The organism is Allobosea sp. TAB14 (assembly GCF_052113865.1).
GTDB lineage: Bacteria > Pseudomonadota > Alphaproteobacteria > Rhizobiales > Beijerinckiaceae > Allobosea > Allobosea spartocytisi.
In genome coordinates this window covers 1-8,183 of record NZ_JBFRDQ010000182.1, presented here as the reverse complement: position 1 = coordinate 8,183, position 8,183 = coordinate 1, and the positions used below count along the sequence as shown (strand labels likewise).

At 62.4% G+C, this 8,183-nt stretch carries 7 protein-coding genes; all 7 read left to right on the top strand.

The features are described from left to right. Positions 1–155 precede the first annotated feature (155 nt). From AB4Y99_RS22285 to AB4Y99_RS22255, 7 genes are read left to right on the top strand one after another with little or no spacing between them, the layout of a single operon-like run. On the top strand, positions 156–899 hold the full coding sequence (locus AB4Y99_RS22285) for an SDR family NAD(P)-dependent oxidoreductase (protein WP_112763510.1): 744 nt from the start codon (positions 156–158) through the stop codon (positions 897–899). Positions 900–924: 25 nt separating this feature from the next. Then, positions 925–2,493, top strand: a complete 1,569-nt coding sequence (locus AB4Y99_RS22280; RefSeq protein ID WP_441524863.1) for an ABC transporter substrate-binding protein — start codon at positions 925–927, stop codon at positions 2,491–2,493. Between the two features lie 34 nt (positions 2,494–2,527). Then, entirely contained in the window at positions 2,528–3,532 is a 1,005-nt protein-coding gene (locus AB4Y99_RS22275) for an ABC transporter permease (RefSeq protein ID WP_112763511.1), read from the top strand. Further along, entirely contained in the window at positions 3,532–4,371 is an 840-nt protein-coding gene (locus tag AB4Y99_RS22270) for an ABC transporter permease (protein ID WP_038361679.1), read from the top strand. Before AB4Y99_RS22275 ends, AB4Y99_RS22270 begins: the two co-directional genes overlap by 1 nt. A 2-nt stretch (positions 4,372–4,373) precedes the next feature. After that, positions 4,374–5,378, top strand: coding sequence for an ABC transporter ATP-binding protein (locus AB4Y99_RS22265; protein ID WP_441524862.1), 1,005 nt, complete (start codon positions 4,374–4,376; stop codon positions 5,376–5,378). Beyond that, positions 5,371–6,357 carry an ABC transporter ATP-binding protein gene (locus AB4Y99_RS22260; protein WP_441524861.1) on the top strand — a complete coding sequence of 329 codons (987 nt, stop codon included), beginning with the start codon at positions 5,371–5,373 and terminating at the stop codon, positions 6,355–6,357. Before AB4Y99_RS22265 ends, AB4Y99_RS22260 begins: the two co-directional genes overlap by 8 nt. A 56-nt stretch (positions 6,358–6,413) precedes the next feature. Then, positions 6,414–7,598 carry an MFS transporter gene (locus tag AB4Y99_RS22255; protein WP_318652211.1) on the top strand — a complete coding sequence of 395 codons (1,185 nt, stop codon included), beginning with the start codon at positions 6,414–6,416 and terminating at the stop codon, positions 7,596–7,598. The last annotated feature ends 585 nt before the right edge of the window (positions 7,599–8,183 follow it).

The following is an 8,183-nucleotide window of genomic DNA, read 5'->3' as shown; positions in this document are numbered from 1 at the left end:
GTGGAGTGGCGCTTCTTCGTCAAGCATGAGCTCTTCGCGGCGGTGAATGCCGATGCCGCCGCCAAGGAGGATCCGGTTGCGGCGTTGGAGCGGGCCTATGCCCGTGTTCTGGAACAGTATCCGCAGATCATGCCTCGTCAGCTGGAGGACGCGGCATGAATATCGAGTTCATCGACCAGACCGTGCTGGTGGCCGGGGCGGCCCGCGGCATCGGCCGTGGCATCGTCGAGGAATTTGCGGCGAGGGGCGCGAATGTTTTCGCGGCAGATCGGCTCAAGGAGGAGATGGCCGGCCTGCCGGCGCATGCGACGCAGCTCGATCTGCTCGACAAGGCGGCGGTCAACCGATGGGTCGCTGAGGCCGAAGGGATCAGCGGGCGCGCACCAGACGTCCTTGTCTACGTGGCCGGCGGAGTTCTCGGGCAGAGCGCGAAGGCGCTTGAGGATGTCGAGGAGGCCGACTGGCGCGCTGTGCTCGACGTCAATTTGACGGGCGCCTTCCTGTCCTCCCAGGCGGTTTGCACCGGCATGAAGGCGCGCGGCAAGGGGCGGATCGTTCTGATCGCCAGCGGTGCCGGGCTGCGCACCTCGCTGACGGGGATTCAGGCTTATGCCTCCGCCAAGGCCGGCGAGATCGGGCTGGCGCGCCAGCTCGGGCAGGAGCTCGGGCCGTTCGGGGTCACGGTCAACGCGGTTGCCCCAGGGTTCCAGCGCACGAGCCCGGACTATGAGCGGCAGTGGCAGTCATATTCGGCCGAGCGGCAGGAGAACATGATTGCCAACACGGCGCGGCGTCGGCCGGGGACGCCGCAGGACATCGCCTACACGGTCATGTTCCTCGCCTCCGACTATGCGGATTTCATCACAGGCCAGGTCGTCTCGGTGACCGGCAGCCCTTGAAACACGACATCAATGGAGGGATGGCATGACGACGACACGGAGAGACGCGCTTAAAGCGGTTGCAGGATCGGTCGCCCTCGCTTCGCTCTCGATCGAGGGAGTTCTGGCACAGGCCGGGGGCAAGTTCGTCTACGCGAACAACAGCCCGTACGATAATCTCGATCCGCATACCATTTTCGATACCGCCCGGGCCGCTTCGCGCTTCAATCTCTACGACGGGCTCTACCGCTGGGTCGACAATCCTCCCAAGATGATCCCATGGCTGGCGGAGAGCCATACCGTCTCGGATGACGGCAAGGTCTACACGTTCAAGCTGCGGCAGAACGCCAAGTTTCACGACGGCAAACCGCTGACGTCTGCCGATGTCGTCTACTCGATCGAGCGCATCCTCGCCCTCAAGAAGGGCCCCGCCAGCCTATACCTCGACAGTATCAAGCCGGGATCGACACAGGCGCCCGATCCTCACACGGTCATCTTCAACCTGAACGGCCCATCCGCGATTTTCCTGACCACGGTGCCCGACATCCTCGTGGTCAACAGCGCGCTGGTGAAGGCCAATGAGAAGGACGGGGACTGGGGCGAGGCCTGGCTCACGCGCAACGAGGCGGGCTCTGGATCCTACGCACTTCGCCGGCATGACCCGGCCGTGGGCTTCACCGCACGCCGCTTCGCCGAACATTTTGCGGGGTGGACCGGCCAGCCCTTCGACGACCTTGAATTCCGCACCGTCCTTGAGACGAACACCCGCGTGCTCGGCTTGATCCGCGGCGATTTCCAGGGCGCCGATGGCTACCTTCCCTACGATCAGATCCAGCGACTCCGGCAGTCGAGCAACGTTCAGATCATCGAGCAGGAATCGATGCGGGTGTTCATCCTGGCGTTGAACTGCACCAAGCCGCCGATGAACAATCCGAACTTCCGCCGCGCGCTGGCCTACGCATTCGACTATGATGGCTTCATCAAGAGCATCATGAAGGATTCGGTCTCGCGTAATCCGGGGCCCAATCCCAACAACATCTGGGGCACGCCGGCCAGCCTCAAGGGTTACAGCTACAATCTCGAAAAGGCCCGCGAGGAGCTGAAGAAGGTGACGGAGCCGCTGCGCCCGATCACCATCAACGCCCTTGCCGGCTTCAGCGAATCCGAGCAGGCGGCGACGCTGTTCCAGAGCACGCTGCGCCAGATTGGCGTCGAGGTCGTGGTCGAGGTTTCRCCCTGGTCCGTCGTGTCCAGCCGGATGCGCAAGGCCGACACCCAGGCCGATATCGTGCCGCTATGGAAGAGCACTTACTATGTCGACCCCAATAACTGGGTCGGGGAGCTGTATGGCACGCGCTATCACGGCACGCGCACCTTCTCGTACTACAGCAACCCCGAATTCGATAAGCGGCTCGACCGTGCCCTTGTCTCCAGTGACCAGGACGAACGGCGCAAGCTCTACGAGGAAATGACCCAGATGGTGAACGACGATGCCGCCGGCATCTTCGTTTACAACACGCGTTGGTACGGACCCTATTCGAGCAAGGTCGAGGGCATCCGCTTCTCCCCGGTCAGCAACGGCCAGGACATTCGCTGGGCATCTCTCAAGCGCTGAGCGGTCCTGACTTCTTCCAACCGGAGGCGTTGCCATGAACTGGCTGTCAATGGTGGCGAACCGATTGCTCTGGTTCGTGCCAACCCTCGTGGGGCTGCTCGCGATCGTATTCGTGCTGTCGCGGGTGATCCCTGTCGACCCAGCGGTCTTGGCCGCGGGGGAGAACGCTTCCGCTGCGCAGGTCCAGCAGGTGCGGGAGCGCTTCGGGTTTGACAAGCCGTTGCCGGTTCAGTTCGCGAACTACCTGCGCGACATCGCGCAGGGCAATCTCGGCACCAGTCTCTTTACCCAGCAGCCCATCGTCGACGATCTGGCATCGCGTCTTCCCGCGACGCTGGAACTGACGATCTTTGCCGTTCTGATCGCAGGCCTCGTCGGCATCCCCTTGGGCGTGCTTTGCGGCCTGCACCGGAATTCATGGATCGACCACCTGCTTCGGGTCGTGACGGTTTCCGGCCTGGCGGTGGCATCCTTCTGGTTGGCGATGCAGTTCCAGTTCCTCTTCTCGATGAAACTCGGATGGCTGCCGCTTTCGGGACGCATCGAGGGATTTCCGCCTGAGCCGGTGACGGGGCTCATGCTGGTGGACGCAATGATCGAAGGCGATCGCGAGATGATCGGCTCCGCATTCAGGCACATTGTCTTGCCGACACTGACCCTGGCTTTGCCCGCTGCAGCCACGGTCGTTCGCTTTACCCGAAACGGCGTTATCGGCGTGATCAATTCGCCGTCCGTCGCCTACCAGACGGCGATGGGACTGCCACGCCGCCTGATCGTCTGGAAATACGTGCTTCGCATGGCGTTGACCGCGACCGTCACGCAGCTCGGACTGATTTTTGGCATCCTCTTGGCCGGCGCGGTCGTCGTCGAGACGGTCTTTGATTGGCCCGGCCTGGGTGCCTACGCCGTGCGCTCGATCCTGCAGTCCGACTACAACGCCGTGATGGGCTTTACGCTCTGCACGGGCGCACTCTTCGTCCTGATCAATCTGCTGGTGGACATGCTGCAGGCTGCGATCGACCCGCGAGGTGCGGCCTGATGGATCTCCTGAAACGCTTCGCCAAAGATAAAGCGGCATTCATTGGGTTGAGCTTGCTGGGCCTGCTTGTGCTGGCTGCAATGTTTGCGCCGCTGCTGGCTCCATTTCCGAACGATGTCTTCGATTTCCACATCGCGAACCGGCTTCAACCGCCTTCGGCTACCGCGCTTTTCGGCACCGACCGGATGGGCAGCGATATCTTCAGCCGGATGCTGTTCGGCGCGCGGATCACGCTGATGCTGGCGGGAATTGCCGTCGGCTCTGCGCTCGTCATCGGCGTACCGATCGGTCTTATCGCCGGCTACTACCAGAATTGGGTCAGCGACGCGCTGATGCGGATTGCCGAGATCTTCCTGGCGGTGCCTCAGATCGTTCTGGCCATCGCGATCGCGCAGACTCTCGGACCATCGATCGAGAACGTCATTCTGGCGCTTTCTTTGACCTATTGGCCCTTCTGGGCGCGGCTGGTCTATGCCGAGACGCGATCCATGCGCAACGAGGTCTTCGTGGAGTCCGCCGTCGCGCTCGGTGCATCGCCTTGGCGCGTCATCGTCTTGCACATCCTGCCGAACATCGCTTCGCCCATCATCGTTCGGACGTCGATTGGCATGGGCGCGACGATTCTGACCGCGGCAACGCTGGGCTTCCTGGGGCTTGGCGCTCCGCCTCCAACTCCTGAATGGGGGCGGATGATTGCGGAAAGCCGTGAATTCCTTCCCGAAGCGTGGTGGTACGCACTCGCTCCGGGCATCGCGATCTTCCTGACGGTGCTGGGCTTCAATCTCTTTGGCGACGGCCTGCGCGACATCCTCGATCCGCGTACGCGGCGCAGCGTCTGATCATGAGCAATCTCCTCGATATTCAGGCCCTGTCTCTGGGCTTCCGAACGGAAAAAGGGCTCGCCAAGGTCCTCGATCGGATCGATCTCAGCGTGAAGCCTGGTGAAATCGTCGGACTGGTCGGCGAGTCCGGCTGTGGCAAGTCAACGCTGGCCCGTGCGATCCTGGGGACGCTTCCCGAAGGCCAAACAGAGATCAACGGCGGGTACATCCGGCTGGACGGTGTCGATATGCTCTCGGGCGGCAAGGCGGCCGAGCATCTACGCGGCCGGGTTGTTACCTTCGTCCCGCAAGACCCCTTTGCGAGCTTCAACCCTCTGTTTCGGATCGGCACCCAGATCCACGACCTGATGCGCTTCAAAGCTCCCAGGGACGGAAAAGGGAGTTTTGGCCGTTCGCGCAAGGCAGACGAGGCAAGCGCCATTGCCATGCTCGATGCGGTTCAGTTGCCGCAGCCGAAGGCCATTCTGGATAAGTATCCCCACCAGCTATCGGGCGGCCAGCGCCAGCGGGTGATGATCGCCATGGCGCTCCTTCCTCAACCTCGAATGATCATCGCCGACGAGCCTACGACCGCTCTGGACGTGACGGTCCAGGCGCAGATCCTGGGGTTGCTGCGGCGGCTGGCGGTCGAACGCGGGGTGTCCGTCTTGTTCACGACCCATGATCTTGGCGCGGCCTRGGAAATCTGCGACCGCGTGGTGGTCATGTATGCCGGGCAGACCGCGGAAATTGCGCCGCGCGAGCAATTCTTCGGCCACCCTCGCCACCCTTATACGCGGATGCTGCTCGATAGCCTGCCCGCGCCTGGGCGCGACCCTGTCGGAATTCCCGGTGGGGTTCCCAGCCCGCTCAAGGCCCCCAACGGTTGCCGCTTCAATCCCCGCTGCCCCCGCGCGACGGACGTTTGCCACGAAACAAGGCCGGCGCTGATTGCAGAGCCCAATGGCCACGCCGTTGCGTGTCATCATTCCTGGTCGGCCGAGGCGGAGGCTGCGCATGTCTGAGACCAGTAATCCTCCCATTCTCGAAGTCGACAATCTGGCCCGGCACTTCCCGGTCCGAGGGTTCCTGAACCGGAAGGTTGGCAGCCTGCGCGCGCTGGACGATGTCTCCTTCGCGGTCGAGCCCGGCGAAATTCTGGGGATTGTCGGTGAATCCGGCTGCGGCAAGTCCACGCTTGGCAAGACGCTCATGGGCATCCACGAGCCGAGCGAGGGCGAAGTCCGGATGCTGGGCGAAAGGATTGCCTCGCCGGGCCAGAAGCGTGCTCCCAAAATCCGTGCGCGCCTTCAATATGTCTATCAGGATCCGGGCGCTTCCCTCGACCCACGCTGGACGCTGCGCCGCTCGCTCCACGAGCCACTGATCATTCACACCGACTGGTCGAGAGAAAAGCGGGAGGAGAAGGTCAGGGAGATCGTCAAGGCGGTCGGACTGCCCGTCGAGCATCTCGATCTCTATCCGCATGAAATCAGCGGCGGCCAACAGCGGCGGGTCGGTCTGGCTCGGATTCTCGTTCTCGGGCCGGAACTGGTCATCTTCGACGAGCCCACCTCGGGACTGGACGTTTCGGTACAGGCGACCGTGCTGCGCCTGTTCCGCGACCTCAAATCGGAATTCGATCTGACCTATCTCTTCATCAGTCACGATCTCGCTGTCGTGCAGTCGATCTGCGACCGCGTCATCGTCATGTACCTTGGCAGGATCGTGGAGATCGGGAAGACTGCTGACGTCTTTGCCACCCCCCGCCATCCCTATACACAAGCTCTCCTCTCGGCTGCGCCACGCATCGGCGGGCCTCGCGTGACCGAGAATTTCTCCCTGCAAGGCGAGCCACCCGATCCATCCAATGTTCCGAGCGGATGTCGGTTCAGGACGCGTTGCCAGTATGCAATCTCAGATTGTGCGGAAATCGACCCACATCTTGACGATCAGGACGGCCATGGCGTCGCTTGCTTGCGGTGGCGTGAGTTGAGCGCGTGAAACCAGGTCTCCCAAGGGCAGAAGCCGCTCCTTCATGGCAGCTTGCCCTCGCGACCATGGTCGCAGTCCAGATGGCAACGGCCTTTCTCAGCCGGATTCCTCCGACGATCGCTCCAATATTGGCCACTGAGCGGGGGTGGTCGGATTCGGTCGTGGGTTACCTCGCTAGTCTCAACACGTTCGGCTCGATCCTTTTCCTGGCATTGGGCTCGCCTTACATGCGAGCTCTCGGTTCCGTGCGAGCCCTCCAGGCCGGGCTTCTGATCGGAATTCTGGGGCTGGCACTTTTTCTGCCGAGCTGGACGACGACAGCCTGTGTCGCCGCGCTTCTGATCGGCGTGGGCTACGGACCATCCTCGCCCGCGGGCAATGACGTTCTGCATCGCACTGCGCCTCATGGCCGCCGCAGCCTGATCTTCTCGATCAAGCAGGCTGGGGTGCCGCTCGGAGGAGTGGTGGCAGGGCTTGCGTTGCCGCCGCTCGCCGCAGCCTACGGCTGGCGCATCGCGCTCCTGGCTTCGGCAGTGTTCGTGCTCGCCATCATCGCAAGCGTCCAGCCGATGCGGGACGGGCTTGATCGCGATCGAGAGCATGGCCTGAAGTTCGGGCTCGGCGTTATTCTCTCGATCGCCAACCTGGTCACGCCGATCAGGACCCTGACGACGTCTTCGAGTTTGTTCCGATTGGCTGCAGCCGGTGCCTGCCTGGCGATAGGGCAGGGGATCTGGTTCGCCTATCTGATGACGTATGCGGTCTCGCAACTTGGCTACAGCCTCGAGACAGCCGGAGCGCTCTACGCCTTGATGCAGGCGACCAGTGTTGCTGGACGCGTTCTGCTTGGGTGGCTCGCGGACAGGCTTGGAACCCCGCGGCTGCTGTTGCGCGTGATCGGGTTGGCGTCAGGCGCAACCTCGCTGACATTGGCGCTTGCGACGCCACAGTGGTCTTTCCAGACCTACTGCGTCCTCGCGGCAATCGCCGGCGTGACGGTGTCGAGCTGGAATGGCGTTCAGCTATCTGAAATTGCGCGGGCTTGCCCGCCAAGCCTCGTTCGGGAAGCGTCAGCCGCGGCTACTCTGGTCATCTTCCTCGGCTATGTGGTCGCGCCATCCGCGTTCGCAATGGCCTTGTCGCTGACCGGCCGCTTCGATCTCGGCTTCCTTGCCTGCGCGCTTTCAGGCGTCGGGTGCGCGCTCATCGTCCCCGCGGCCATGACGGAAGATAGGTCTCAGCGAAGCTGAATGGCTTGAAGAGCGATTTTCGACATAACCGATGTGGCGAGGAGCCGATGCCTGGGTTTCACCACGGTTCGAACGGCGGATGTTGTGGCCGGGTCCAAGCTCAGGACGCGGCCAAGTATGGACCGAAGTGATCGATGAGGGCGGCCGGTTCGATTGGGTCGGCGTTTTAAGGCCCCAAAAGGGCTGTGCCGACACACTCCCCTCTCCAGCCGCCAGAATTTCCGTGTCGCACACTGTGGGGAAAGGCGAAGTTAGCCGAACCGATCTTCCAAATCCTTCATAACCCATTGAAATAGTTGGGTACGACTGTTGTCGTGTTTATGTTGAAAGTGCCGCAGTTGAGGCAAGCTGCTTCCGCAACTGGGGCGCGTGCCGTCGGCAGGGCGACTGCGTCGGCTGAGCCTCTGTTCGCTTCTGGGAGAAGCGGCTTCCGAAATTGGCCCGTTGCGGACGCTCGGAGTGTCTGCTTTTGGGCCGTTTGGATTGCCGCGAGACGGTCGGGAAGGAAACCCCGCTCCCCCCTGCGGAAATATTCATTTCCGGCCCCGCGTCTTCAAGGATCGCTGAGTTTCCTCTTCTGGGGAT